The organism is Candidatus Pseudomonas phytovorans, assembly GCA_029202525.1.
Lineage (GTDB): Bacteria > Pseudomonadota > Gammaproteobacteria > Pseudomonadales > Pseudomonadaceae > Aquipseudomonas > Aquipseudomonas phytovorans.
The window spans coordinates 5,996,319-6,021,475 of sequence record CP119325.1 but is presented as its reverse complement, the minus strand read 5'-3'; the positions used below and the strand labels follow the sequence as shown (position 1 = coordinate 6,021,475).

At 60.8% G+C, this 25,157-nt stretch carries 27 protein-coding genes and 6 tRNA genes; 18 read left to right on the top strand and 15 right to left on the bottom strand.

Translation table 11 applies throughout. The features are described 5' to 3' along the window. Window positions 1-240 precede the first annotated feature (240 nt). From clpB to P0Y58_26630, 6 genes are all read left to right on the top strand, one after another. On the top strand, window positions 241-2,805 hold the full coding sequence (clpB, locus tag P0Y58_26655; GenBank protein ID WEK30425.1) for an ATP-dependent chaperone ClpB: 2,565 nt from the start codon (window positions 241-243) through the stop codon (window positions 2,803-2,805). A 372-nt stretch (window positions 2,806-3,177) separates the two neighbouring features. Next, window positions 3,178-3,253, top strand: a tRNA-Asn gene (locus P0Y58_26650). Between the two features lie 3 nt (window positions 3,254-3,256). Further along, a tRNA-Pro gene (locus tag P0Y58_26645) sits at window positions 3,257-3,333 on the top strand. 6 nt (window positions 3,334-3,339) lie between these two features. After that, a tRNA-Lys gene (locus P0Y58_26640) sits at window positions 3,340-3,415 on the top strand. 48 nt (window positions 3,416-3,463) lie between these two features. Further along, window positions 3,464-3,540, top strand: a tRNA-Pro gene (locus P0Y58_26635). A gap of 5 nt (window positions 3,541-3,545) precedes the next feature. Beyond that, window positions 3,546-3,621, top strand: a tRNA-Lys gene (locus P0Y58_26630). A gap of 195 nt (window positions 3,622-3,816) precedes the next feature. Here the strand turns inward: P0Y58_26630 and P0Y58_26625 are convergent. The 4 genes from P0Y58_26625 to P0Y58_26610 all read right to left on the bottom strand — a co-directional run bounded on the left by P0Y58_26625 (window position 3,817) and on the right by P0Y58_26610 (window position 6,619). Next, window positions 3,817-5,112, bottom strand: a complete 1,296-nt coding sequence (locus tag P0Y58_26625) for an NAD(P)/FAD-dependent oxidoreductase (protein WEK30424.1) — start codon at window positions 5,110-5,112, stop codon at window positions 3,817-3,819. 84 nt (window positions 5,113-5,196) lie between these two features. Beyond that, window positions 5,197-5,370, bottom strand: a complete 174-nt coding sequence (locus P0Y58_26620; protein WEK30423.1) for a DUF3094 domain-containing protein — start codon at window positions 5,368-5,370, stop codon at window positions 5,197-5,199. A gap of 132 nt (window positions 5,371-5,502) precedes the next feature. Beyond that, on the bottom strand, window positions 5,503-6,132 hold the full coding sequence (locus P0Y58_26615; GenBank protein WEK30422.1) for a DUF1780 domain-containing protein: 630 nt from the start codon (window positions 6,130-6,132) through the stop codon (window positions 5,503-5,505). A gap of 55 nt (window positions 6,133-6,187) precedes the next feature. Continuing rightward, on the bottom strand, window positions 6,188-6,619 hold the full coding sequence (locus P0Y58_26610) for a hypothetical protein (GenBank protein ID WEK30421.1): 432 nt from the start codon (window positions 6,617-6,619) through the stop codon (window positions 6,188-6,190). A gap of 109 nt (window positions 6,620-6,728) precedes the next feature. On the opposite strand from P0Y58_26610, the gene P0Y58_26605 reads away from it, so the two are divergent. Continuing rightward, a complete protein-coding gene (locus P0Y58_26605; GenBank protein WEK30420.1) occupies window positions 6,729-7,412 on the top strand; it encodes an energy-coupling factor ABC transporter permease in 684 nt (227 codons plus the stop codon). A gap of 74 nt (window positions 7,413-7,486) precedes the next feature. Here the strand turns inward: P0Y58_26605 and yacG are convergent, their stop codons facing one another. Genes yacG through P0Y58_26585 form a run of 4 tightly spaced genes read right to left on the bottom strand, consistent with a single transcriptional unit; the run spans window position 7,487 to window position 10,384 of the window. Next, window positions 7,487-7,687 carry a DNA gyrase inhibitor YacG gene (gene yacG, locus P0Y58_26600; GenBank protein WEK30419.1) on the bottom strand — a complete coding sequence of 67 codons (201 nt, stop codon included), beginning with the start codon at window positions 7,685-7,687 and terminating at the stop codon, window positions 7,487-7,489. Beyond that, window positions 7,684-8,307 carry a dephospho-CoA kinase gene (coaE, locus tag P0Y58_26595; protein WEK30418.1) on the bottom strand — a complete coding sequence of 208 codons (624 nt, stop codon included), beginning with the start codon at window positions 8,305-8,307 and terminating at the stop codon, window positions 7,684-7,686. Before coaE ends, yacG begins: the two co-directional genes overlap by 4 nt. Continuing rightward, window positions 8,307-9,173, bottom strand: a complete 867-nt coding sequence (locus tag P0Y58_26590; protein ID WEK30417.1) for an A24 family peptidase — start codon at window positions 9,171-9,173, stop codon at window positions 8,307-8,309. Before P0Y58_26590 ends, coaE begins: the two co-directional genes overlap by 1 nt. A 2-nt stretch (window positions 9,174-9,175) precedes the next feature. Next, window positions 9,176-10,384 (bottom strand): type II secretion system F family protein, encoded by a 1,209-nt coding sequence (locus tag P0Y58_26585; protein ID WEK30416.1) that lies wholly within the window; start codon window positions 10,382-10,384, stop codon window positions 9,176-9,178. Window positions 10,385-10,599: 215 nt separating this feature from the next. On the opposite strand from P0Y58_26585, the gene P0Y58_26580 reads away from it, so the two are divergent. Both P0Y58_26580 and P0Y58_26575 read left to right on the top strand, forming a co-directional pair. Next, window positions 10,600-11,010: a pilin gene (locus P0Y58_26580; protein WEK30415.1), complete on the top strand. Its 411-nt coding sequence runs from the start codon at window positions 10,600-10,602 to the stop codon at window positions 11,008-11,010. Window positions 11,011-11,081: 71 nt separating this feature from the next. After that, window positions 11,082-11,157 (top strand) — tRNA-Thr (locus P0Y58_26575). 288 nt (window positions 11,158-11,445) lie between these two features. Here P0Y58_26575 and P0Y58_26570 read toward each other — a convergent pair. The 3 genes from P0Y58_26570 to P0Y58_26560 all read right to left on the bottom strand — a co-directional run bounded on the left by P0Y58_26570 (window position 11,446) and on the right by P0Y58_26560 (window position 12,527). Further along, window positions 11,446-11,685: a hypothetical protein gene (locus P0Y58_26570; GenBank protein WEK30414.1), complete on the bottom strand. Its 240-nt coding sequence runs from the start codon at window positions 11,683-11,685 to the stop codon at window positions 11,446-11,448. 46 nt (window positions 11,686-11,731) lie between these two features. After that, window positions 11,732-11,992, bottom strand: a complete 261-nt coding sequence (locus P0Y58_26565; GenBank protein ID WEK30413.1) for a hypothetical protein — start codon at window positions 11,990-11,992, stop codon at window positions 11,732-11,734. A gap of 268 nt (window positions 11,993-12,260) precedes the next feature. Further along, on the bottom strand, window positions 12,261-12,527 hold the full coding sequence (locus P0Y58_26560) for a hypothetical protein (protein WEK30412.1): 267 nt from the start codon (window positions 12,525-12,527) through the stop codon (window positions 12,261-12,263). A gap of 300 nt (window positions 12,528-12,827) precedes the next feature. Between P0Y58_26560 and P0Y58_26555 the strand changes: the two genes are divergently transcribed. The 4 genes from P0Y58_26555 to P0Y58_26540 all read left to right on the top strand — a co-directional run bounded on the left by P0Y58_26555 (window position 12,828) and on the right by P0Y58_26540 (window position 15,293). Beyond that, the gene (locus P0Y58_26555; GenBank protein WEK30411.1) at window positions 12,828-13,652 is read left to right on the top strand and encodes a hypothetical protein; all 825 of its coding nucleotides are present in this window, start codon (window positions 12,828-12,830) and stop codon (window positions 13,650-13,652) included. A 259-nt stretch (window positions 13,653-13,911) separates the two neighbouring features. After that, window positions 13,912-14,154, top strand: a complete 243-nt coding sequence (locus P0Y58_26550; GenBank protein WEK30410.1) for a hypothetical protein — start codon at window positions 13,912-13,914, stop codon at window positions 14,152-14,154. Window positions 14,155-14,208: 54 nt separating this feature from the next. Then, entirely contained in the window at window positions 14,209-14,592 is a 384-nt protein-coding gene (locus P0Y58_26545) for a hypothetical protein (protein WEK30409.1), read from the top strand. A gap of 473 nt (window positions 14,593-15,065) precedes the next feature. Beyond that, window positions 15,066-15,293, top strand: a complete 228-nt coding sequence (locus P0Y58_26540; GenBank protein ID WEK30408.1) for a hypothetical protein — start codon at window positions 15,066-15,068, stop codon at window positions 15,291-15,293. 504 nt (window positions 15,294-15,797) lie between these two features. Here the strand turns inward: P0Y58_26540 and P0Y58_26535 are convergent. The 4 genes from P0Y58_26535 to P0Y58_26520 all read right to left on the bottom strand — a co-directional run bounded on the left by P0Y58_26535 (window position 15,798) and on the right by P0Y58_26520 (window position 20,985). Continuing rightward, window positions 15,798-18,242: a TonB-dependent siderophore receptor gene (locus P0Y58_26535; protein WEK30407.1), complete on the bottom strand. Its 2,445-nt coding sequence runs from the start codon at window positions 18,240-18,242 to the stop codon at window positions 15,798-15,800. Window positions 18,243-18,367: 125 nt separating this feature from the next. Then, on the bottom strand, window positions 18,368-19,324 hold the full coding sequence (locus tag P0Y58_26530; protein WEK30406.1) for a FecR domain-containing protein: 957 nt from the start codon (window positions 19,322-19,324) through the stop codon (window positions 18,368-18,370). Next, window positions 19,321-19,827, bottom strand: a complete 507-nt coding sequence (locus P0Y58_26525; GenBank protein WEK30405.1) for a sigma-70 family RNA polymerase sigma factor — start codon at window positions 19,825-19,827, stop codon at window positions 19,321-19,323. Before P0Y58_26525 ends, P0Y58_26530 begins: the two co-directional genes overlap by 4 nt. A gap of 81 nt (window positions 19,828-19,908) precedes the next feature. Next, on the bottom strand, window positions 19,909-20,985 hold the full coding sequence (locus P0Y58_26520) for a WYL domain-containing protein (protein WEK30404.1): 1,077 nt from the start codon (window positions 20,983-20,985) through the stop codon (window positions 19,909-19,911). Window positions 20,986-21,114: 129 nt separating this feature from the next. Between P0Y58_26520 and P0Y58_26515 the strand changes: the two genes are divergently transcribed. The 5 genes from P0Y58_26515 to P0Y58_26495 all read left to right on the top strand — a co-directional run bounded on the left by P0Y58_26515 (window position 21,115) and on the right by P0Y58_26495 (window position 25,075). Next, window positions 21,115-21,483, top strand: a complete 369-nt coding sequence (locus P0Y58_26515) for a hypothetical protein (protein WEK30403.1) — start codon at window positions 21,115-21,117, stop codon at window positions 21,481-21,483. A 47-nt stretch (window positions 21,484-21,530) separates the two neighbouring features. After that, a complete protein-coding gene (locus tag P0Y58_26510; GenBank protein WEK30402.1) occupies window positions 21,531-22,079 on the top strand; it encodes a hypothetical protein in 549 nt (182 codons plus the stop codon). A gap of 144 nt (window positions 22,080-22,223) precedes the next feature. Further along, window positions 22,224-23,153, top strand: a complete 930-nt coding sequence (locus tag P0Y58_26505) for a malate dehydrogenase (GenBank protein ID WEK30401.1) — start codon at window positions 22,224-22,226, stop codon at window positions 23,151-23,153. Between the two features lie 423 nt (window positions 23,154-23,576). Continuing rightward, window positions 23,577-24,113, top strand: a complete 537-nt coding sequence (locus P0Y58_26500; protein WEK30400.1) for a sigma-70 family RNA polymerase sigma factor — start codon at window positions 23,577-23,579, stop codon at window positions 24,111-24,113. Continuing rightward, a complete protein-coding gene (locus P0Y58_26495; GenBank protein WEK30399.1) occupies window positions 24,110-25,075 on the top strand; it encodes a FecR domain-containing protein in 966 nt (321 codons plus the stop codon). The genes P0Y58_26500 and P0Y58_26495 overlap by 4 nt, the downstream gene beginning before the upstream one ends. Window positions 25,076-25,157 lie beyond the last annotated feature (82 nt).

Here is a 25,157-nt window from a genome sequence, read left to right as displayed (position 1 = left end):
GCCTCTTCGCGGGCTCGCCCGCTCCCACAGGGAATTCGCAACCTTCGAAGCCGGTGGTGTACCTGTGGGAGCAGGCATGCCCGCGAATGGTCCCCCGCTAATCCAACAGGTTGACCTCGGTCAACCCCGCTACGCTTGAATCTTCCAGAATCAGCCTTATCTATAAGGCATCTCAGGCAGGTTTCCTCATAAACAGGCGCTGTCCATCGCTCCGACCTGCCCTTTAAAGGAAGGTACACCATGCGAATAGACCGTTTGACCAGCAAGCTGCAACTAGCAATATCCGATGCTCAATCCCTGGCCGTTGGCATGGACCACCCCGCCATCGAGCCCGTGCACCTGGTACAGGCACTGCTCGAACAGCAGGGCGGTTCGATCAAGCCGCTGCTGATGCAGGTTGGCTTCGACATTAACAGCCTGCGCCAGGCGCTGGTGAAAGAACTCGACCAGTTGCCAAAAATCCAGAACCCTACCGGCGACGTGAACATGTCGCAGGACTTGGCGCGCCTGCTTAACCAGGCCGACCGCCTGGCCCAGCAGAAGGGCGACCAGTTCATTTCCAGCGAACTGGTGGTGCTGGCCGCCATGGACGAGAACAGCAAGCTCGGCAAGTTGTTGCTGAGCCAGGGCGTGACCAAGAAGGCCCTGGAGAACGCCATCAACAACCTGCGCGGCGGTGCGGCAGTGAATGACGCCAACGCCGAAGAGTCGCGCCAGGCGCTGGACAAGTACACCGTCGACCTGACCAAGCGTGCCGAAGAAGGCAAGCTGGACCCGGTGATCGGCCGTGACGACGAAATCCGCCGTACCGTCCAGGTGCTGCAACGCCGTACCAAGAACAACCCCGTGCTGATCGGTGAGCCTGGCGTGGGTAAAACCGCCATCGCCGAAGGCCTGGCCCAGCGCATCATCAATGGTGAAGTGCCTGACGGCCTCAAGGGCAAACGCCTGCTGGCGCTGGACATGGGGGCGCTGATTGCCGGTGCCAAGTACCGTGGCGAGTTTGAAGAACGCCTCAAATCGCTGCTGAACGAGCTGTCCAAGCAGGAAGGCCAGATCATCCTGTTCATTGATGAGCTGCACACCATGGTCGGCGCCGGTAAAGGCGAGGGCGCCATGGACGCCGGCAACATGCTCAAACCGGCCTTGGCCCGTGGCGAGCTGCACTGCGTAGGCGCCACCACGCTGAACGAGTACCGCCAGTACATCGAGAAGGACGCCGCCCTGGAGCGCCGCTTCCAGAAGGTGCTGGTGGAAGAGCCGAGCGAGGAAGACACCATCGCCATCCTGCGTGGCCTGAAAGAGCGTTATGAAGTGCACCACAAGGTGGCCATCACCGACGGTGCCATTATCGCAGCGGCCAAGCTCAGCCACCGCTACATCACCGACCGTCAGCTGCCGGACAAGGCGATTGATCTGATCGACGAAGCGGCCAGCCGCATCCGCATGGAGATCGACTCCAAGCCGGAAGTGCTCGACCGCCTTGATCGCCGCCTGATCCAGCTGAAGGTGGAATCGCAGGCGCTGAAGAAAGAAGAAGACGACGCGGCAAAAAAACGCCTGGAGAAGCTGACCGAGGAAATCGAGCGGCTGGAGCGTGAATATTCCGACCTGGAAGAAATCTGGGCCGCAGAGAAAGCTGAAGTGCAGGGTTCGGCGCAGATCCAGCAAAAGATCGAGCAAGCCCGCCAGGAGCTGGAAAGCGCCCGTCGCAAGGGCGACCTGAGCCGCATGGCCGAGCTGCAGTACGGGGTGATCCCCGACCTGGAGCGCAGCCTGCAGATGGTTGACCAGCACGGCAAGACCGAGAACCAGTTGCTGCGCAACAAGGTGACCGAGGAAGAAATTGCCGAGGTGGTGTCGAAGTGGACCGGTATACCGGTGTCCAAGATGCTTGAAGGCGAGCGCGAGAAGCTGCTGAAAATGGAAGCGTTGCTGCACCAGCGCGTAATAGGCCAGAACGAAGCGGTAACCGCAGTGGCCAACGCGGTGCGCCGCTCGCGTGCCGGGCTTTCCGACCCGAGCCGGCCAAGTGGTTCGTTCCTGTTCCTTGGCCCTACCGGTGTGGGCAAGACCGAGCTGTGCAAGGCGCTGGCCGAGTTCCTGTTCGATACCGAAGAGGCGATGGTGCGCATCGACATGTCCGAGTTCATGGAGAAACACTCCGTGGCTCGCCTGATCGGTGCACCACCAGGGTATGTAGGGTATGAAGAAGGCGGTTACCTGACCGAGGCCGTACGGCGCAAGCCATACTCGGTGGTGCTGCTGGACGAGGTGGAAAAAGCCCACCCGGATGTGTTCAACGTGCTGCTGCAGGTGCTGGAAGACGGCCGCCTGACTGACAGCCACGGGCGCACCGTGGACTTCCGCAACACCGTGATCGTGATGACCTCCAACCTGGGCTCGGCGCAGATCCAGGAACTGGTAGGCGACCGCGAGGCGCAGCGTGCGGCGGTAATGGATGCAGTGGGTGCGCACTTCCGTCCGGAGTTCATCAACCGCATCGACGAAGTGGTGGTGTTCGAGCCACTGGGCCGTGAGCAGATTGCCGGTATTGCCGAAATCCAGCTGGGCCGCCTGCGCAGCCGTCTGCAGGAGCGCGAACTGTCGCTGAGCCTGAGCCCGGAGGCGTTGGACAAGCTGATTGCCGTGGGTTACGACCCGGTGTACGGCGCACGGCCGCTGAAACGGGCGATTCAGCGCTGGATCGAAAACCCGCTGGCGCAGCTGATCCTGGCAGGGCAGTTTGTGCCGGGTACGGCGATCGATGCCAAGGTGGACGGCGACGAGATCGTCTTTGCCTGATTGGCTTCACCATGAGCCCCGCATTTGCGGGGCTTTTTTTTGCGCGGTTGCCGGCACAGCCCAGCAAATCCGGGGCTTCCCGCCCTTGGTGGATAACCTGCTGAAAATTTTGAAATTTTTGCTTGCATGAAAATTCGAGTGACCCTAATATACGCCGCGTTGTCAGCCACTAAGCGAATCACCAGCAACAACGGTGACCGCAAAACAACTTACAAATCAGTAAGTTGAATGAAAAAAAGAGGTTGACAAGCAAAACGAAGAATGTAGAATAGCCGGCCTCAGCAGCGACAAAGCGAAAGCAGCGAAGCTAAAGAGTCCGAAGCGAACACAGTCTTCGGAGTAGTAAATCGGAAAGTAGTACCGAAGTTCAGTTCCGCGATAGCTCAGTCGGTAGAGCAAATGACTGTTAATCATTGGGTCCCTGGTTCGAGTCCAGGTCGCGGAGCCATCTCGGGGTGTAGCGCAGTCCGGTAGCGCGCCTGCTTTGGGAGCAGGATGTCAGGAGTTCGAATCCCCTCACCCCGACCATTTTCCGGGTCGTTAGCTCAGTTGGTAGAGCAGTTGGCTTTTAACCAATTGGTCGTAGGTTCGAATCCTACACGACCCACCATGTAGAGAAGGGCATCTCCAGTTGAGATGCCCTTTTTTTTGAAAGACCCGGGGTGTAGCGCAGTCCGGTAGCGCGCCTGCTTTGGGAGCAGGATGTCAGGAGTTCGAATCCCCTCACCCCGACCATTTTTGGGTCGTTAGCTCAGTTGGTAGAGCAGTTGGCTTTTAACCAATTGGTCGTAGGTTCGAATCCTACACGACCCACCATGAACAAAGGGCATCTCGCATGAGATGCCCTTTTTCTTTTGCCTTGGGAAAGATGGCCCAGGTTTCTCGCATTAGGCTACCCACAATACCCTGTGGGAGCGGGCAAGCCCGCGAAGAAGGCCACGCAGTGCCTGGCACGGGCTTCGCCCGTGTTCGCGGGCACGCCCGCTCCCACAGGTGAAGCCTTCTTGCCTGTCAGTGCAACTTCAGGCGTGGCTCAGTACCCCGGCCAATCTTGCTACCCAGCATCATCAACGCCGTGCGGAAGAAGCCGTAAAGCGCCATCTGGTGCATACGGTACAGCGACACATAAAACATCCGCGCGAGCCAGCCTTCCAGCTTCACGCTGCCCATCAGGTTACCCATCAGGTTGCCCACCGCCGAGAAGCGCGACAGTGACACCAGCGAGCCGTAGTCCTTGTATTCATAAGTCGGCAACGGCTTGTTCTCCAGCCGCGCCTTCAGGCTCTGTGCCAGCATCGAAGCCTGCTGGTGCGCCGCCTGGGCGCGTGGCGGCACGTTGCGGTCGCTGCCGGGTTGAGGGCACGCGGCGCAGTCGCCGAAGGCGAAGATGTTGTCATCGCGGGTAGTTTGCAGGGTAGGGCGCACGACCAGCTGGTTGATGCGGTTGGTTTCCAGGCCATCGATGTCCTTCAGGAAGCCCGGCGCACGGATACCGGCTGCCCACACCTTCAGGCTGGCCTGGATCACTTCGCCGTCCTTGGTTTTCAGGCCATCTTCGGTCACTTCACTGACGGCGGCGTTGGTCAGCACCTTCACGCCAAGTTTTTCCAAGGTCTTGTGCACCGGTACGCTGATGCGCTCCGGCAGCGCCGGCAGCACGCGCGGGCCTGCCTCGATGATGGTGATGTGCATGTCCTTGGGCTGGATGCGGTCCAGGCCATAGGCCGCCAGTTCGTGTGCGGCGTGGTGCAGTTCGGCCGCCAGTTCCACACCGGTGGCACCGGCACCGACAATGGCTACGCTGATCTGCTCGCTGGCCACGTCGCCGGCGTGGGCGCGCAGGTAGTGGTTGAGCAGCTGCTGGTGGAACCGCTCGGCCTGCTTGCGGGTATCCAGGAACAGGCAATGCTGCGCCGCGCCCAGGGTGCCGAAGTCGTTGGTATTGGAACCCACGGCAATGACCAGGGTGTCGTAGCCCAACGTACGCGCAGGCAGCAGCTCGCGGCCCTCGTCATCAAGGGTGGCGGCCAGTTGAATCCGCTTGCCCTCACGGTCCAGGCCGCTCATGCGCCCCAGTTGGAAGTTGAAGTGGTTCCACTTGGCCTGGGCCACGTAGTTCAGTTCGTCTTCCGAGGAGTTCAGCGAGCCGGCGGCCACTTCGTGCAGCAGTGGCTTCCAGATGTGCGTGAGGTTGGCGTCGACCAGGGTGATCTCGGCTTGCTTGCGCTTGCCCAGGCCTTTACCCAGGCGGGTCGCCAGTTCCAGGCCGCCGGCGCCGCCGCCGACAATCACGATGCGATGAGTCATGGGGATATCTCATAAGGTTTACGGAATTCCTGGCCCTGGGGGCCGGCCGCAAACTGCACGAGGAGAGGGCGAGCGCGAAGCAGCTCATAGCACCAGTCCACTCAGCAGGCGGCTGATGAGACCCAACCCGATGGTCACGGCCAACACCAGTACAAGGAGCAGCCACGGCCGGAAGGGCCTGCGCTCTACTTGGTGCTGGGGGGCTCGCAAATACTCATCGACACGACGCTGATCTTCCGGATTCAGGCGGCTGGTCATGGTGGGCCTCGTCAGGTAGACGTTAGAGACTGCGCAAACGCCACAGCGTTCGGGCAAGCGCTTGAAACAAATGATAATGCTTTCTATCTCTGGCGCCGAGTGTACGCCATCGCAAACATTCGGTGCAGTGGATCAAAGACTGATGCCCACATCGAAGACGATGCTGCGGCCCAGGTTGCCGCGTAAAAAGTCTGGCGCGTCGGGGTGGGCGAACAGCACCCGGGCAAATGTCGGCCCCACCAGCGACAACGAGCGCCAGCCCTGGCGCAGGTATTCAGTGGGCGGCGGGAAGTGGGTGTTGAGGTCGAGCACTTCGCGCTTGAGGCTGGCGAAGGCGATGATGTCCAGCTCGTTGAGCTCAAGCCCGCGTTCCCGGTAGTTGTGCGCCTTCTTGCGCAAGGTCGGCGCCAGGCGCCCCAGCAGCTCGGTGGCACTGATGCGCCGTGGGCGCGCTTCGCGGCGCACCAGTTGCGCCAGGGAAAACGCACTGCGCCGGCGCTGCAGTTCTTCGCGCCACTCATCGTTCAGCCTGCGGCCTTCGTCGAGCACAAAAAACACCTCGAAGGCCGCGTCGCGGAACAGAACATCTGGCGGTTCTTGCCCGGCCGGGGTGAAGTCTTCGCTGCGGTAGGGGATGTTCAACCCCTGCAACAGTCGCTGGCACACCCACCGCTCCCGTTCCCACTTGCGGGCGTTGGAGAGAAAGGCATTGGCTTGTTCGGCCTGGATGGTAAGCAGGCGCAGGTAGTCTGAGTCATCCATGCAGACAAGCTTAGCCGCTAATCGATGACGGTAAGATGCTGTTTAAGCGCGGGAATCAGCCCAGTACTGGCCACTGCTGCACCAGCCCGACCAGGTGCACCAGGCCGAAGCCCAGGCAGATCAGCGAACTGACCACGATAAAACGCTGCGAACGCCCGGTGCCCGCGAGCAATCTGGGCCCTAACAGGCCGCGCGCCAGGTACACCAAGGTGATCAGGCACATGGCCGGCAGCAGCAGTGGCAACCGCCCGATTGCCCCCGCCGCCGACAGCGCGTAGGCCGACCAGCTCAGCAACACGCAGGCAATGGCGGCGGTGATCAAGCCCGGGTACCAGCGGCCTTTTTCAGCAGCCACGGCCATGCCTTCGCCGGCCCCGAACAACCGGTACCAGCGCGCCCCGACGGCGATAATAGCCAGGTGCAATACGCCGATGATGGCGTTGAGGGCTGCTGCCAGCAGCAGGGTGGGGTTGATTCCTTCCGGCATGACCAATGCTTCCTGCATCGAATGAGGGCGCCAGCCTACCGCAGCCGAAAGAAATGGAGAATGGGTGTAGACTCGATTTATCCACAGGGCAGCAAGGGATATTGTTCAGGTGATCAGCGCGCAGGTATTGTCCGGCACCACACTTACCTTGGGCTGGCTGGGTTTTGTGCCGTTGCTGATCTGGGCGGTCAGCCGGGTTCGCTGGCTAGAACTGTTCACCGACCGGCGCCGCCAGCATTTGCTGTTTGGCACAGTGTTCTGCCTGTTTGCGCTGTGGCTGGTAAGGCGCGATTTTGATACCGGGGTGTCGTACCACTTTATCGGCATGACGGCGGTCACCCTCTTGCTGGACTGGCCGCTGGCGGTGTTGGGTGGGTTCATGGCCCAGATCGGCTTGCTGGCGCTGGGGCGCCAGGACCTGGCGGCGCTCGGGGTGAATGGCTTGTTGCTGGTGGGTTTGCCGGTGCTGATTACCGAGGTGTGCGCGATAGCGGTCGAGCGCGCCCAGCCGCGAAACCTGTTCGTTTATATCTTCTGTTCGGGTTTTTTTCCTGCCGCGCTGACAGTGCTGATTTGCGTGCCCGCGGCGTTGGGCTTGTTGTGGCTGGACGGGCGTTTCGCCCTGCCGGAGTGGCTCAGCGACTTTGTGGGTTACCTGTGGCTGATGATGTTCCCCGAAGCGTTCATCAACGGCATGGTGATCAGTGCGCTGGTGGTGTTTTACCCTGAGTGGCTGGAAACCTTCAACCGCACGCGGTATTTGCAGGCGCCGTGGAAGGGGGATGAGCGCTGATTCTTTGGTGGCTGTGCCAGCCTCTTCGCGGGTGAACCCGCGAAAGGGCCGGTACAGCCACCTCAACCATCAGCTCAATGCCGCGGTTCTAGGTCCCCCGAATACAGCTCATCCTCAGACTCTTGCGCCCCAGGAATCTTGTGATCCTCGGCCGCCCAGGCCCCCAGGTCGATCAGCTTGCAGCGGTCCGAACAAAATGGCCGGAACGCGCTTTTCTCGTTCCATTCCACAGGTGCGCCACAGGTCGGACAGTCGACGGTTAATGGCTGGCTCATGGCTGGCCTCCTTTCAAAGTCAGGTAAAAGTGGTGCAGGCGGTCAATCTGCTCATGCAGTGCGGCCAGGTCGCCGTCATTGACCACCACGTCATCGGCATGGCGCAGGCGATCTTCACGGGCCAGTTGGGCCTGCAGAATAGCCTGCACCTGCTCGGCACTGGTGTTGTCTCGCGCCAGGGTACGCGCCACTTGCAGCTCTTGCGGCGCATCGATTACCAGCACCCGTTGGGTCTTATGGTATTGCCCCGACTCGATCAGCAGCGGCGACACATACACCGCATACGGCGACTGCGCCTTGGCCAGGTAGCTGAAAATCTCTTGCCCGATCAGCGGGTGCAGCAGTTGCTCCAGCCATTTTCGCTGTGTTGGGTCCGCAAAGATCAGCTGGCGCAGGGCCGCGCGATCAAGCTGGCCGTCAGCCTGCAGCACACCCGGGCCGAAGCGCTCGACAATGCTGGCCAGGGCCGGGCGCCCAGGTTCGACAACCCAGCGCGCTGCCTGGTCGGCATCGACCAAGTGCACGCCAAGCTCGACGAAACGCTCGGCAGCGGCGCTCTTGCCGCTTCCAATGCCGCCGGTCAGGCCGAGAATCCAGGGGGTAAAGGCTGCAGTGGCCATCAGTATCCAAGCAGTTGCATGTAGGAGGCGTATATTTCATCACCCCAGAGCACAGCAATCCACCCCGCAATTGCCAGATAAGGGCCAAACGGCATGGCCGTGCCCATGGCAGCCCGGCGCAAGCGCAGCAAAAACAGGCCAACCAGCGCCCCCACCACAGATGACAGCAGCAGCGTCAACGGCAGCACCTGCCAGCCACCCCAGGCCCCGATCAGCGCCATCAGCTTGAAATCGCCGTAGCCCATGCCTTCCTTGCCGGTCACCAGCTTGAACACCCAGTACACCGACCACAGGCTGAGGTACCCGGCCACTGCGCCCCACAGCGCATCGCTTAGCGGCGCATAGACACCAAAGGCATTGACGATCAGGCCTAGCCAAAGCATCGGCAGCACCAGCACATCCGGCAACAATTGGTGCTCGGCATCAATCAGGCTCAGGGCCAGCAGGCACCAGGTCAGCGGCAATGCCAGCAACGCCTCGGCCGAAGCGCCAAAGCGCCAGGCCACCACCAGTGACAGCAGCGCGCTGGCTACTTCAACCAGCGGATAGCGCGGACTGATACGGGCTTTGCAGGATGAACAACGCCCGCGCAACGCCAGGTAACTGATGACTGGAATATTCTCCCACGCGCGAATCTGATGCGCGCAATGCGGGCAGCGCGATGCCGGCAGGCACAGGTCGAACCGTTCGTGTTGCGCGACCGGCAGCCCCAGCACCTCTTGGGCTTCACGCTGCCATTGCCGATCCAGCATGATCGGCAGGCGATACACCAGCACGTTGAGAAAACTGCCCACCAGCAGGCCGAGCACGCAGGCCAGGGTGAGGAAGTACGCCGGCTGCTCAGCCAGCAAAGTCCATAGAGTCATGTTCAGATCAAGCTACCCAACTGGAAGATCGGCAAGTACATCGCCACCACCAGGCCGCCCACCAGCAGGCCCAGGATCAGCACGATGGCCGGCTCCAGCAGGCTGGTCAACTGGTCCAGCGCCTGGCTGACCTGTTCCTCGTAATGGCTGGCGGCTTTCTCCAGCATCTGGTCCAGCGTGCCGCTGGACTCACCGATGGCCGTCAGTTGCACCAGCAACGGCGGAAACAGCGGCTCGCCCGCCATCGCCTGGTTCAACCCTTGCCCATTGGCCATGCCCTGGCGCAGCCGCAACACCGCCTGCTCATGCAGATCGCCCCCGGTCACCTTGGCCACCGTACCCAGCGCATCCAGCAACGGCACTCCAGCGCCGTACGACGTTGCCAGGCTGCGCGCAAACCGCGCCATCGCTGCCTGCCCCAACAACCTGCCGAACACCGGCAGGCCCAGCACCCGCCAAGATATCCACAGGCGCGCTGGCGCGTGCTGCCGGTAAAGCTGGCGCACGGCAAAACCCAGCACCACGCCCATCACCAGCAACAGCGGGGCAAACCGGCTCAGCCCTGTGGACAAGTCGATCACCCATTGGGTAAATGCCGGTAATTGCGCGCCCAAGCCCGAGAACATGCTTTCGAATTTCGGGATCACCTCCAGCAACAAGATCGCCGACACCCCCAGCCCGGTCAGCAAGAGCAGCAGCGGGTAGACCATCGCCTTGCGCACCTTCTTGTGCAGCACCCGGCGTTGTTCCAGCATGCCCGCCAGATGCTCCAGCTGCCGGTCGAGCGTGCCAGACTGCTCACCCACCCGCACCAGGTTGCAGTACAGCCCATCGAACCACCCCGGATGGCGCTGCAACGCATCCGCCAGCCCAAGGCCCGAGGCCACATCCTGTTTCAATCTATCCAGCATCGCCGCCTGCGCCGCATCGCAACCACTGCGCCCCATCACCTCGAACGCCTGCAACAGCGGCACCCCGGCCTTGAGCAGCGTCGCCAACTGCCGGCTGAACCCCGCCGGGTCCGCCTTCGCCCGCCGCTTCGGCAAGCTGAACGTCGGCCCGCTGGCCGGCCGTAAACTGGCCACGTTGATGCCCTGGCGAATCAGCCCGGCGCGCACATACGCCGGGCTGCGCCCGGAAGCCTGGCCGCTGACCGGCGCGCCATTGGCGTCGGTGCCGTGCCAGCTGTAGAGCAGGGGAGGTGTGTTCATGCAAAGGTCCTTTTATTGCCCTGCGACAAGCCTGGAAACAGCTTGCCGCGTCCATGCCAGGGCGCGCGTCCATGATGCTCACTAGAGTAGTTCAGCGAAGATGACGCCCAAGCGGGCAGGGGTGACAAAAGGTGTCTGTTCAGGCCTACTGCGCCGCTGTCGCGTGGGGCGGAACCGACCTCAACGCGTAAGTGAATTCAAAAGGAACTACGTTCATGAAAGGGCAACGCGGTATCACCCTGATCGAACTGATGATCGTCATCGCGATCATCGGCATTCTGACGACCATCGCCTTACCGATGTACACCAACCACCAGTCAAGGGCCAAGGCTGCGGCCGGGTTGCTGGAAATCAGCGCGCTGAAGACGGCGATGGATATGCGGTTGAATGACGGGAAAGATGTGGCGGGCGTGGCCGAACTGGGTGGCCAGCCGGCGACAGCGAACTGCGCGATTACCGCTAGCGGCAAGGCGGCGGATGGCAGCGGCAGCATTGTGTGCACGCTGGTGGATGCGCCGGCCAATGCGCTGGGCAAGGCATTGACGCTGACGCGCTCGGCTACCGGGTGGGCGTGTACGACCGACATCGAGGAAGACCTGGCGCCGAAAGGGTGCAAGGGGGCTTGAGGGTAGGGCAATAAACCAGCGGAAACAGGGGTTTGCGTTGCGGGTGTGAGCAGTGGTACGTTGCGCTACACGCCGGTGTAGCTCAGTCGGTAGAGCAGCGCACTCGTAACGCGAAGGTCGCAGGTTCGATTCCTGTCTCCGGCACCAGTTCAGCAAGATTGATGTAGCTTTGGTTGCATACTGCCCTCCCTAAAAATGCCCGCAGCGTGCGGGCATTTTTGTTGCTGTTTCATTTGCGGCTGCGCCACCCATCCAATCTCTTTGATTACAGGGTGTTTTTCAGAAAATTTAGAGATGGTGCGTTTGCCGATTAGAGATAATTTTTACATGGCCACGTTTTCTCATCACGATCTCCGGCTGCTGAGTCCGGGTAATCAACTAAAACGCCTGGTGTAAACACCAAGCGTTTTCCTGCAGGGTGCAGCCTGCCTGGTTTCAGCTATTTTTCTGGTGAGAGAGTGCTTTTTTCGCCTGATCGGCGCACTTCTTGAAGTCGCCGTCGGCGTGTGCCTGCTTGGCCTGCTGGTGTTCGTGGTGCCCGGTGCCGGTGAAGTCCGCTGCCTGGGCCGACTTCAGCTTGTCCAGCGCCGCCTCGCATTCGTGATGGTCATCCTTGGCGAGCGCGAAGCCCGGCAGCAGCATAGAGCAGCAGGCGAGCATGATGATTTTTTTCATGCAAGTTCCCTCTTGTCGAAGACCTGTCGGGCGGACGGCTGATTCTTCAAAGGTGCTTCTTGGCCTCTTTGTCGAGGTGCTTGTCTTCCTTGTGGCGCTCCTTGTCCAGGTGTTTGGCGCCTTTGTCGATCTCCTTGTCGTCATGCTTGATGCCTTTATCGACTTCTTTGGCATCGTGGTCTACGCCTTTATCCACTTCGCGTACGTCATGCCGTACACCGTCAGCGATGTCCCCTTCAGCATGCACTGCTGGCAAGGTCAGTAGTGTGGTGAGCGCGAAGGCGCCGGCTACCCATAGCTTCCTCATGGTCGATCTCCCTGATGTTCAAATAGAGTGGGCTTGTCGCGTTTAATACTCTAGTTGAAGATCAAGGGATCGCATGACTGGATTGCGTTCCTCGAATTAAGGACGATGGTGTCCACGTATTTTGATCTGACCCCGAAATGGTGGACAACATCGCCCTTAATCCGGGAATTCTGAAGGTGTGTTCAGCAGACGCTTACAGTGCTCAGGCGGGACCATGCTGCCGACATGTACCCAACACCCTGTGAGCGGGTTGCCAGCGATGAGGCCATCAGCGCTGCCGGCTCTCCTGGCCGCCGAGCAACTGGCGGACCCGCGCAGCCAGGTGCTCACAACCCGAAGGGATCAGCACGCAGATCCCCAGGTAATGCTGCAGGTGCAAGGTGATGATCTGTGTTTCGACCTGCAGGTCCCAGTAGCGCTCATCCAGCCCGTCCAGGCGCTGCGTCCAGCGCCCGCCCAGCCCGGTTTCCAGGGTGCACGCCAATTGCTCGAAAAGGCGCTGGTCGGCGTCGGTCGATACTTCGATTTCCAGCATTGATCCCTCGCGGTGCCGGCTGTCAGATGCACCGCGAGCCTAGCACACGGCCCCTCCCCGATTTTTCAGGCGTTGCTGGAACTAGCGAGGCAATTGTCCGTCTAGGGAAAGGGCTGCGTTGTCTGCCCGCAACGACGGCTCGGCGCACTGCCATTGAGCTCCATCCAAAGAGCTGGAATGATCGGGCGCTGCCTCGCAGTGGATACCAGTGGCAGCAAACGGCACAAGCGTTGCTGCGCTGAAACGCTGCGCTCGGCTTCACCTTGAAAAGCCAGGGAAGATTCGACTTGAACGAATGGAATGACCATCACTGTGAATACTGACAAACCGCTGTACCTCAAAGCCAGCAGCGCTGTGCTGGCCAGCCTGTGCGGGCTGGTGTTGCTCTATCCAGGCGTCTCGTCTGCCCAGGGGCAGCCGGACAAGCAAAACCCCTTCAGCATCATCTGCGAAAAAGAAAATAACTGTACCTACCAGATCAAGGGGGCTCGGCCCGGCACGACCAGCTGGGTGTACGAACTGGCCGGGCTCAAGCTGGCCATCCCTGATGATTTCGTGCCCGAGTTCGTGTCGGGGCCCGCGCCGGCGCCGGGGGGAAGGGTGTTTGCTGTGTGGTTCCCGGACTTCACCCCGGCAACGTCTGAGCAAAGGAAGCAGGGCCTTCTGAGTGATGATCAGAAAGGGCGTGATATCGTCCTCTTCGAGTTCTACCAGAACGATCCGAACGTTCGCCCGGTCCGTGTCGAAGAGCTCGAGCAAGACATGGTCAGCCGCAGAAGCGCCCCGCAGCCGGTATCCGCCATCCCCTCCCTGCAGGAGTATGCAGTACCCGGCAAACCGAGCTTTTTTCGCTCGACGGATCTGGGCATCCGCTACCCCGATGGCCTGCCGGTGTACTTTGGGTGCCTGGGTGACCCGATTGCATTCGGCTACGACCCGGTCGTGAACGCGAAAAACAAAAAATGCATCATGCAGATGACCTGGCCTAACGGTTTCATATTGAAGCTGCACTTTGACCAGAGCCAGCTCCCGCAGTGGCGAACCATCCTCGAGAAAGGCACCGAGTACTTTAAAACCCTTGAGGCGAATCATCGCCTGCCTTCGGGCACACTTGCGCTGGACTGACGCGGTGATGGCCGCCGTCGGGCTTCTGCGTAGCGGGTCAACGGCAAGCCGTTAAGCAGGCATCGCGGTGGATGGCACGGGCTTCGCCCGTGTTCGCGGGCTCGCCCGCTCCCACAGGGATGGCGATGGCTTTCAAAGTTGCGCAAGGCAGGTGCTCCGACACCGATCGTATCGACCTCAAGCCTTGTGCATTACCTCTGGGATGGGGTACCCAGAGGCGGACGAATTTACCCGCCCCATTTATGAAAAGGAAATCACCATGTCCAGTCACCACTGGAATGACTGGGCCGACGGAGTGGCGATAGTCCTTCAGGCAATCGTTTATATCCCGCTGCTCTACATCATCCTGATGCCATGGCTTTGCCTGGCGCTGGTCAAGCTCGGAAGGGTTCCATTCTTCCCAGGCTTCTTCCAGGCAATGGCCTCGACTGGGTGGCTGGTTGCTTCTGGGCTAATGGGCCTGGTAGTAGTGTTTGTTGTGGTTCGTGGCTTGGTCCGCTGATTTACCTGCAGGCAGCTGAACTCCATATCCATCTAACATCGAGGAAACACCGCTATGGAAAGCACATTCGCCCAAGTCAAAGACCGGCTGCACAATCGTCGTTTCGCAGTCGCCAACAATTCCCAGGGCCTGTCGGGCACTGGCACGGTTTTCTATTACCAGGTCGAAGGTGTTGCTATCACCAGCACTTACCAAGGCGGCCGGATTCGCACCGGTCACCAGGTGGGCCGAGTCACGGGGCCCGATACCATCGAGCTGCTTTACCACTGCATCACTAACGACGGCGAAATGCTTGCCGGTTGGTCACGTGGCAGGGTAGGGGTCGATGATGCAGGGCGTACCACGCTGCATTTCGTATGGGGTTGGTTGTCGGGGGCTGAGGGTGGTGGGGAGTCCAGCTACGTCGAAGTCCAAGAGACGGGCGCTCTGGCCGATTAGATACTTGGCGATGCTGATACCAGATCGTGTCGGCTGACTTTTCCTACGATATCCAGCGGCCATTCGCATAGACCCGAACCTTGCATTGGAGCCCCCGCAGCGATACCGTACTCCAGTCGCGGCCACTTCCGCGACCGGGTTTGGCGACCCGAACGAAAAGGCGCATCGGCGCCCCCGACCACGATTGCAGGCGCTTTTTTTGCGTTTGCAGTTTCGTGTAATGGCGGCTGTGCGTGGGAGACCTTCGGGTCTGCCGAGTTCCTTTTCCTCGGTTCGCCAACCTGCGTACAGCTGCCACCCTAACCGTTTGGCGACGGTCAGTGTGGTGCTTCAATCGAAAAGGACCGCATGCATGTCTATCGTAAGTCAACGCAGGATCCTCGCATCCGTTCTCCTCCGTCGTTCCTCGACGGTCCCCAGCTATTCCTCCCCCAGCAAACCCCGCTTCGCCTCCGTCCAGTCGGAGGTGCGCCATGACTGACCAAGAACGCCTGTCCACCCTCCAAAGCTACGCCTGGACCCTCGAACTGCTCGGCGAGGCCTTGGTCCAGCATGACGAAATGCTGGAATGTGAACACAACCCTCGACTGAGTTTTCGCAACACGGCCGGTATCCATCAGGCGATCCGGATCATCAGCCGGTTGGCCAGTGAGCAGTGTGGGAAGGTGATGGAGCGAAGCGGGCAGGAATTGGAAAGTTAAGGCAGATGTTTCTGATTTAGGCCAAGTGTCACCCATGCTGCATGTCGTTAGCTGACTGCCTCCTCGATATGGGCTGGGGTTTTGGGGCTGCTGCGCAGCCCATCGCAGGCAAGCCAGCTCCTACAGGGATCGCATCAGGGCTGCCAGGTGCACGCCACAGCATCTTCAGCGCGTGTGAGATCGAGCGCCGCCCGCGCGGCGCATCGCGAGCTGGCGCTCGCTCCCACGCTTGTTTCGGGCCAGTCATGCCTGTGACAGGTGCGCGCGACCGCCTTGTTGGTACGACGCGATATCGCGCCATGCACCAAAGCGTTCGCGCGCAAACGCGACAGGAATAATTGGCCCGAAACAAGCGTGGGAGCGAGCGCCAGCTCGCGATGCGCCGCGCGGGCGGCGCTCGATCTCACACGCGCTGAAGATGCTGTGGCGTGCACCTGGGAACCGCCCCACAAGCCCTAAGGGCCTGGAAAAACTGCGCCGCGATTTTCCAGGCCGGCGCTAGCCTCAGAAGTCCCAGCGAGTAGTAACCATCACGTTCCGTGGCTCGCCGTAGATGGCCGAGTTATAGAACCCAACGTTGGTGTAGTAGTACTTGTCGAAGATGTTGTTCAGGTTGACCGTAGCCGACAGGTTCGGGGTGATCTGGTAGCGGGTCATCAGGTCCACCACCCAGTAGGAGTCCTGGACAACGTCCTCGTTTCTTCCCTTGGGGCTGTTCCAGATTTGCTGCCAGGCTTTGTTCTGCCAACGCGCACCGCCGCCGATGGAGACCTTGTCCAGGTCGCCGGTGAGCTTGTAGATGGTGTAGAAGCTCAGCTGGTCTTCGGGCTCAAAGGTGGACAGCTTCACGTCGTTGCCGTCGCGCACCACCTTGTGGGTGTAGCCGCCCTGCACCTGCCAACCCGGGGCCAGCTCGCCGGACACTTCCAGCTCGTAGCCCTTGGTGGTGGCCTTGCTGCCCTTGAACGCATAGTTGGGCGGGGTAGGGGTCTGGTTGTTGAAGGCGTCGTCGGGCACCGAGCGGTTGCTTTCCTTGACCTCGAAGTAGGCCAGGCTGGCGTTCAGGCGGCCCTCGAAAAACTCACCCTTGATGCCGACTTCGTAGTTCTCGCCTTCATCCGGCTCGATCAGCTTGTTGTCGCGGTCGCGGTTGTAGTTTTCCTGGGGCATGAACACGTCGGTGTAGCTGGCGTAGACCGAGAAGTTTTCGTTCAGGTCGTAGATGGCGCCGGCATAGGGAATGAAGCGCCCGGACTCGGTGTAGGTCGGGGTCAGGCCGGTCAGGCTGTAGTTGACCACCCGGCCGCCCAGCAGCACTTTCAGGTCGTCGGTGACGTTCAGGCGGGTGGTGAGGTACACGCCGGTCTGGCGGATGACGTCGTCGGTGTACTGCGACACCGGCCCCCAGTCGGGCTTGGGCAGGTTGCCGTGCCAGTTGTTGTAGTCGACGCGGTTCGGTACCGAGAAGGTTTCGTCCCAGTAACCCTTGCCCTTCCAGTGGGCGTTGCTGATCGAGCCGCCCAGCACCAGGTCGTGCTCACGGCCCAGCATGCTGAACGGGCCGCTCACGTACAGGTCGGCCGAGTCGCTGGTGGTGTCGCCCTTGTAGCGTTGCGCATTGATCTCGGCACTGCCGTCAGTCTGCGGCTGGTCGAACTGAATGGCGCCCATCTGCGCGTCGTAGCCGTTGTATTTGTGGTCCAGTTGCAGCTTGGTCACCCAGCCGTCGCCCAGGTCGTGTTCCAGGGTGGCGAACACGGTGCGGGTGTACTGCTGCCAACTGCTCCAGTCGGTCGAGTTGCTGAACGAGCGCTTGGCGTCGTTGCGCTCGCCCTTGGAATTGAGCAGCGGGAAGCTGCCGGACCAGGTGGAACCCTTGGGGTCGTTGTCCTGGTAGTCGGCGCCCACGGTCAGCAAGGTGTCGGGTGACAGGTCGAACTCCAGGATGCCGTAGAACACCGAGTTCTGGCTGGAGTAGCGGTCGATGAACGAGTGCTTGTCCTGATAGGCGGCCACGGCCCGGCCGCGGACGTTGCCGGTTTCGGTCAGCGGGCCGCTGACGTCCAGTTCGCTGCGGTAGTTGTCCCAGGAGCCCGCACCCAGGGTGACGTGGCCGTGGAAGTCGGCTGTAGGCTTTTTGCGCACCAGGTTGATGGTGCCGCCCAGCGAGCCGGCGCCGCTGAGCAGGCCGGATGCGCCCTTGAGCACTTCGATGCGGTCGTAGATTGCCATGTCGCTCAGGGTGTTGCCCGCCGAGTAGGCGACGTTGCGCACGGCGGAGGGAATGCCGTCGTACTGGAAGTTGTTGATCGAGAAACCGCGGGAATAGTAGTTGGTGCGGTCGGTGTCGTAGGACGACACGGTGATGCCCGGCGTGTGGCGCATTACGGCGTCGACACTGTTCAGCGCAAAGTCATCCATGTGCTGGCGGGTGACCACGCTGATCGATTGCGGGGTTTCCCTGGGTTTCAGTACCAGGCGGGTGGCCGTGGCGATGGTGCCAGGCGTGTAAGAGCCAGTGCCTTCGGTGACGGTACCCAGCTGGTTGCTGGTGATGTTGGTTGCACTCAACTCCAGGGCACCACCGCTATCAGCAGCGGCCTGCAGCGTATAGTTGCCACCGCTGTTGCGTGCCTGAAGGCCGGTACCGGACAGTAGCAGGGTCAGGCCATCTTCAACGGCGTAGCTGCCGTTGAGCCCATTGCTATGCTTGCCGGCGGTAAGCTGGGCATCGGCAGAAAGCAGGATGCCGGCCTCGCTCGCGAAGCGGTTCATCGCCTGATCCAGGCCGCCAGCCGGGATGGCGTAATTGCGCGATTGCTCGCTGGCGCCAGCCGGTGTTGCGGGCAGCGCAAGCAGCAGCGGGCCGCTGCACAACAAGCTGGCAAACAGGGCGTGACGAACCGCAAGGCTCAATCGAAAACGGGAGGGTGTAGGCAGATACGGCATTCTGAATGTTCCTCTTGAGAATGCTTCTTGGTTGAATTCAAGAGGTATCCCGAACGAGTCGGCAAAACCGACAATAGGCAGCAGCATTTTTTTTCATCCAGCGCGGCTGGTGCGTGTAACGATTGTTACGCGGGGCTGATGGTGGCCCAGAAGCGAGTCAGCCGGTGCACTTTTACCGGCAGCGACTGTTCGAGTGCCCTAAGCACGCGGTCGGTGTCTGCCAGTGGGAAAACGCCTGTTAGCGGCAGGGCGGCGATGGCCGGGTCGCAGCGCAGCATGCCAGGGCGATGGCGTGCCAGTTGTGCGACGAACTGCCCTAAAGGCATGCGCTCGGCGATCAGCCGGCCATCGTGCCAGGCAATGGCGTTGAGGTTTGCCGGGGCGATGTCACCGAACCGGGTGGCAGAGAACAAGCAGCCTTGCCCGGCTTGCAGGCGTGCGGCGCGGGCCTGCAGCGGGCGCAGTTCCAGTTCGCCCTCGAACAGATCGACCTGAATGCCATCGTCACGTTCATACACGCAAAAGCGCGTGCCCAGCGCCTGGATTTCCCCGGCTGCGGTGTCCACGATCAAAGGGCGTTGCGCGGGGTCATGGCCGCTGTCGAGCAGCAACTCCCCAGCCAGCAGGCGAATGCGCCGCTCGCTGGCGCTGAACAGGATATCCACCGCGCTGGCGCTGTTCAGGCTAAGCCGGCTGCCATCGGCCAACGTGCGCTGCAGGCGTTCGCCGGTGCCGCTGCGCAGGTCTGCCATGGCTTCGCGCCAGGGCAGTTGCGATTGCGCAAGATAGCTGCCGCCGCCTGCCAACAGCAGCGCGCCGAGCAGTTTGAGCGTTTGGCGGCGGCGCGCATCGGGTTGCTCACGTAGCACGGCCAGCGCGGTATCCGCCGGCACACCGCTCAGGGTACTTTGCAAGCGCTCCAGGCGTTGCCACGCACGGTCATGTTCCGGGTCCGCAGTGCGCCATTCGGCAAAGCGGCGCAGTTGTTCGTTGTCCAGTTCTCCGCTCCACTGCAGCATCAGCCAATGGCTGGCCTGCTCGACGATGGCGGCGGCGATGGGCGTTTCGCTGGTGGTTTTCATTCGGCGTACAGCACCTGATAGCAGGCGGTGATGGCACGCAGCATGTACTTTTGCACCGAGCTGACGCTGACTTCAAGGCGTTCAGCGATCTCGGTATAGGTCAGCCCTTCGAACTGCGATAGCAAGAACGCTTCGCGCACCTTCGCCGGCATGCTGTCGAGCATGGCGTCGATCTGCATCAGGGTTTCAATCACGATGGCGCGGGTTTCCAGTGACGGGCTTTCAGGCTCGGGCAGGGCGGCGAGGCTCTCCAGATAAGCCTGTTTGATACGTTGGCGGCGCCACTGGTCTATGACCAGGTTGCGGGCGATCTGGGCCAGGAACCGGCGCCCATCGTTCTGCTCTGGCAGGCGCCGTGTTATCAGCAGGCGCAGGAAAGTGTCCTGGGCAATGTCCGCCGCCCGCTCACGGTCACCCAGGCGCAGACGCAGCCAGCCTTGCAACCAGCCATGGTGGTCGCGATAAAGGCTATCGAGAGGTTGCAACGGGGCGTCAGGGGGCACTTTCCTTTTCCCATGAATTAGATGTAGATAGGAATCAGTTGCAATTGTAGGGCGAGGAAGGTGCTTTTGGAACCGTGTTGTTCACTGTTCGTACGTCTTTAACGCGAGGGCGAGCATTTCATGGATGTGTGCCCTCAGGGCAAGAGGCTCCAGCACCTCGATATCGGCAGCATTGGCCATCAGAAACAACCGTAGCCCCTGGGTATCGCGAACCTTGCAGGTCAGCAGCCATTTGTCGCCTTCCTGCAGCAGCTTCTGGTTTTTATCCAGCGGGTTTTCAGAAAGCCGGTTGTACAGGTTCTGGCTAAGCCGAAGGCGTGTTTTTTGCGCAGCGGAGTGGATGGTCACCAGGTCTTTCTGGGCTTCGTCCGCGTGAATATCGTAACCCTCCGGGTCATCGATAATCCGCTTGCCCGGCTCTACCTTGGTAATTCGGTGCAGCATCAGCGCGCACAGTCTATTGGGCCCGTTGCTGCTGTACTTGCCGCGCGGCACTGCGGGGTCCGGTGCTTTACCCAGCCACTGCTCTTCGGCGACATAGGCAGAAAGGTAAATATTGGAGTCCTGATGGGACAAGCCCAGTGGTTTGAGCTGGTACACACACTCCACATCGTCGGCATTGCGCGGGCGATACCAGACTTCCAAAGGTTCGTTCTGGAGGATAGCCGTCTGTAGGCGCTTGAGGTGCTGGGCTCTGTACTTGCCCGGTTGTAGCTGGGTAAACCGCGTTCCCGAAGTAATACGTTTACTGAAGTTCAGCTTGCGCACAGAGCCGTCCTGCATCACCCGTTCTGCATAGTCGCGCAGGCCTTTCAACTCCTCTGTGGCGGACTGCAGGCCGAAGCGCTCGGCGTGCTGGAAAATCGCCGAGAGTGACATGGCATCAGCAGGTGAAAGTACAAGCGAATGGCTGCGGCCCACCGCAGACCACAGCAACTTTCGTTTGTCTTCCGGGTCCGTTTGCGACTGAGCGTAGTCCAGCTCCTCCAGCACCTTCAAATCCCTGATGGTGGTTTTGTCGTGGTGGTCGTCCGCGTCATCCCCATGGCGGCGAACCCAGCCAACCAGCAGCGCGTGCACGGCTGCGGTGGAAACAGGCTCACCCGCTGCATGAAGAATTTGGCGCAAGTAGTCACGGCGATGGGCACGATTGATCATTTTTTGAATCCGGACAGAAAGTGTCCCTATTGGAGTTCAAGATGTTCCTCGCTGGCAAGGCAACGACCTTGATCACGGTATTCCCGCTCCCTGCATCGAGGGTGCAGCACAGAAAAAGAGGGCATTGCGATGAGCGACATCGAGAAGGTGAAAGCACTGGTTGTTCAACACGCTGCCGACGGCATCAGTGCATCTGAACTGTTCCTGCGGCTAATGCCAGAGGGCGCCCATCTGGCGGGAATTGAAATTCAGATGATGCTCTTCGCACTGCAGGAAGAGGGCCGTCTTTACGGTGAGGAGTTAGAGGGCCAATGGTGGTACACGAGCATCGATCAGAACGGTGCTGCCTGCGCAGCGCTGGAATACAGCCCGCAATTTGCAGAACACATCATTGCTGCGTCTTGCGGGGCGTTTCAAGAGATCGACGCAGACAGTTTGATCAAAGAGCTTGATGAAATGATCGCTCAAGCGAGACGGGGTCAAACCGATACCCAGTAAGCGCCTGTCACCGGGCAACTGTCAGCGAACCAAGGAATGTAAACACTATGCTAAGCACTGATGTGACGTCTGCCATTATCAACGCCAAGCCTGGCATCCAGAAATACCTCGCCCTGATGGAGCAGGTGGAAACGGTGGACGTCTCGACCGACGCATTGTTTCAGCGCCTGTACAACGGGTTCTATCGCGTCCAGCGGCGTGAGCGGTCCTGGTATGGCGCCTACTACCAGTTGATGCAGCAGTTGAAAGGGTCGCAGCCTACGTTTGCCGACGTGCTCGATCATATGTACCAAGCCACTGGGCGTTACGAACCGTCGTTCTCCAGCAAGCTGGTTGCGACGTTGAACCCGGGCAAACCGGTCTGGGATATTCACGTGCTGCGCAACATCAACCAGAAGGCGCCGGCCTACTATTCGCGTAAAAAAATAGAAGACGCCAAGGGCTGCTACGCAAAAATGGAAGACTGGTACCAGGCCTTCCTCGCGTCCAGCGAGGGCGCCTGCTGGATTGAACAGTTCAACCAACTGACCCCAGAGCACAACAAACTGACCGACCTGAAAAAAGTGGATTTCATTCTCTGGCAGATGCGCGGTTAATGGACCGCTGATCCCCGGGCAAGGCAGCCCAGCCCCATTCAGCTGCCAGCCATCGGTCTTTGAGTGGCCTTTCGCCTTGGCGGGTAATACTTCTCTGTATACGCAGGCGTGTTCCTGGTGGCGCGCGCCGCTGGGAGGTGTCTGGTGAACAAACTGACAATCGTGGGTGCTGGCCTGGTCGGCGAGGCAGCGGCGCAGATCATCGCCCGGGGCGAGTTGTGCCGTGAGCTGGTGCTGATGGATGTGCAGGGTGAGCTGGCGCAGGGCAAGGCGCTGGATGTGTGGCAGGCCGCAGTGGAGTCCGGCTCTGATACCCGGGTTTACGGCGGGGCCAAGGCCGAAATGCTGGACGGCTCCGAGCTGGTGGTGATTACAGCGGGTGTGCCGCGCAAACCCGGTCAGTCGCGTCAGGATGTGCTGAGTACCAACCTGCCCATCCTCGACGGGATCATGGCCGATATCAGGCAGCACGCCCCCTCGGCGACGGTGCTGGTGGTGTCCAACCCGGTGGATGTGCTGACCTATCGGGCCTGGAGCGTGAGCGGGCTGGGGCGCGACAAGGTGTTCGGGCAGGCGGGGGTGCTGGATACCGCCCGCATGAAGTGTTTCATTGCCGAGCAAACCGGGTTTTCTGCCCGGGATATCACGGCGCTGGTGCTGGGCGGGCATGGCGACAGCATGGTGCCGCTGATGCGCTACTGCCAGATCGGCTCCGTGCCGTTGTCCCACTTCTTGTCCGATGAGCAGATCGGGCAGATTGTCGAGCGTACGCGCAAAGGTGGCGGCGAAATTCTGGGCTTGAAGAAGATGGGCAGTGCCTGTGATGCACCGGGCGTGGCGATTGCGCAGATGGTGGATGCCATTGCCAATGGACGTAACCGCATTTTGCCGGCGGTGGCGATTTTGCAGGGTGAATACGGTCGAGAAGACATCGCCATGGGCGTGCCTTGTGTACTGGCAGAGCAGGGGCTGACGCGGGTCATCGAGTTGCCGCTGGATGCGAATGAGCAGGCGATGTTTGACCACTCTGCGGATCAGGTGGCGCGGGATATTGCCGAGATGAAGGCGTTGTGAGCCAGGGCGTATGGTTAGTTCCAGTCAGTTAAGCAATGTGCGTCTGATAGGTGCTTGGCATAGCATCTTCAGTGCCTGAGAGATCGAGCGCCGCCCGCGCGGCGCTTCGCGGGGCAAGCCCGCTCCCACATTTGTTTCGGGCCAGTCTGTCCTGTGCCTACAGCGCGCGCCCTTTGGCGTTCACCTCGATATCGAGCCATGCGCCAAGGGGCCGAGTGCCTAGGCCACAGAAATAACTGGCCCGAAACAGATGTGGGAGCGGGCTTGCCCCGCGAAGCGCCGCGCGGGCGGCGCTCGATCTCTCAGGCAATACAAATGCCCCGGTGAACCCATGCCGGCCAGCGTTAACCCCCCCCCAATTGCCCGGCGCCATTCATCCAAGCTACCATTGCTAATAATTCCTATTAGCATAGTGGCGCCCCCATGAATGCCCCTCCCGGCACCCCAGCCCCTGGTTTCGAACTGGAAGAACTCTACCGTTCCCACCACGGATGGATCCGGCAGTGGCTGCAGCGCAAGCTCGGCAACGCGCACGATGCGGCAGAGCTGGCGCAGGATGTGTTCGTGCGGCTGCTGACCAAACCCAAGGCCTTCAATGACCACGAGCATGCCCGCGCGTACCTGGGGCGTATGTCGCGCAATGCGTGTGTGGATTTCTGGCGACGGCGACGGGTAGAGCAGGCGTATCTGGAAGTGCTGGCCACCCAGCCCGAGCAACTGGCCCCTTCGCTGGAGCATCAGGCGGTCATTCTCGAAACACTGGAACAACTGCAGGCCATGTTCGAACGCATGCCCAAGCGGGTGGCGGAGGCGTTTTCCATGGCGCAGTTGCAAGGCATGAAACAACGCGAAATCGCCGAGCAGCTGGGTGTGAGCGAGCGCAGCGTGAACAGTTACCTGGCTCAGGCGATGTACCAGTGCCTGCTGCTCGAAGCCGAACTGGACGATTCGCTGACATGAGCCGGGTACCACTCGACCATGCCGTGCTGCAAGCGGCGGCGGGATGGTTCGCGCGGCTGCATGCGGCGCAGAACGACACCGCAACCCAAGCGCAATGGCATGCCTGGCTGAACGAGGATGCGCGGCATCGCCTGGCCTGGTCCTACGTAGAAAACATCAACCAGCGCTTCGGCAACCTCGACGGCCAGGCAGAGCAGGCGCGGCAGGTGTTCGACAGCGTTCGCGGTGGCCAGCAGTCGCGCCGGGCCGTGCTGGGCAGCTTTTGCGTGGCGGGTGCCGCAGGGCTGTTGGGGTGGGGCGGCTGGCAGCGCGGTTGGGTGGACTCGCCACGGGCCTGGTTTGCCACTTACCGCACAGGCCTGGATGAGGTGCGCCCGCTCACCTTGGCCGATGGCAGCCGCTTATGGCTGAACGGTGGGACGGCGCTGGATGTGCAGTTCGATGAAGGCCTACGGCAATTGCGCCTGTATCGCGGGGAAATCCTGATTGAAACCGGCACAGACCCTCGGCCTTTTGCAGTCGTGACGCGGGCCGGGCGCATGCAACCGCTTGGTACACGCTTCAGTGTTCGGGAGCAGGGGCTGGCAACTACCTTGAGTGTGTTTGAAGGCGCTGTGCAGGCAACCTGTTCCGGCAGTGGCGTGCAAACCACGCTGGGCGCGGGGCAAATGATGGTGTTCGACGCACAACAGGCGAGCGCGTCAACTACCGCACAAGCGCTGCGCCAGGACTGGAGCCGCGGTGTGCTGGTGGCGGAAGACATGCCATTGGGCCAAGTCATCGACGTGCTGCGCGACTACCGCCACGGTCACCTGGGCATGGACCCTGCGCTGGGCAACTTGCGTGCGGTGGGTACTTTCCCGTTGCTGGAAACGGACCGCACCTTGGCCATGCTTGAGCGTGCGTTACCCATTCGGGTGGTGCGCACCTTGCCTTGGTGGGTCTCTATCGAGGCCCGTTGAAAATTTTTCAAAATTCTTTTTCCGGTTTTGCGACGCTCATGCGCTTGGTGGGATGACGCTACTTCATCCTGCTTACGGAAGG